Annotated in this window: 2 protein-coding genes; both read left to right on the forward strand. The window is 45.8% G+C overall.

Features of this window, described 5'->3' with window-relative positions; all coding sequences use genetic code 11:
* Positions 1-216, forward strand: a 216-nt coding sequence (locus J0695_RS46705; protein ID WP_242553847.1) for a hypothetical protein, incomplete at its 5' end; no start/stop codon positions are given.
* Positions 128-334: YrvL family regulatory protein (locus J0695_RS46710; RefSeq protein WP_505383664.1), on the forward strand; the 207-nt coding region annotated here is incomplete at its 3' end. The genes J0695_RS46705 and J0695_RS46710, both read left to right, overlap by 89 nt.

Raw genomic sequence — 334 nt, forward strand, 5'->3', positions numbered from 1 at the left:
CTGCAGGCCTTTGGCGCTTGTGTACATATTTTAAAGGAGTTGTGTCATGAAACATTTCATTATTTGCTGAATATCGGTTATATTCGTTTTTTTCGCCCACTTTCTCGGCATTTCGATACTGTTTCATCTGTCGGGCGCGTTTTACCAAACAGTCGGATCATTGCTGCTGTTTACGCTTTGTTATACCGGACTGACCTTTGTCCTGGAACCGGCTGAAAAGGTGCTCATCCACAGTATGAAACTGCTGGGCATCAATCGGCGGATCACGGTTTTTGCCGCTGAAATGATCACGATCGGATGTTTATGGGCCGCCATTTATACCGCGGACGAATTG

The organism is Streptomyces beijiangensis (assembly GCF_017315755.1).
Classification (GTDB): Bacteria; Actinomycetota; Actinomycetes; order Streptomycetales; family Streptomycetaceae; genus Streptomyces; species Streptomyces beijiangensis.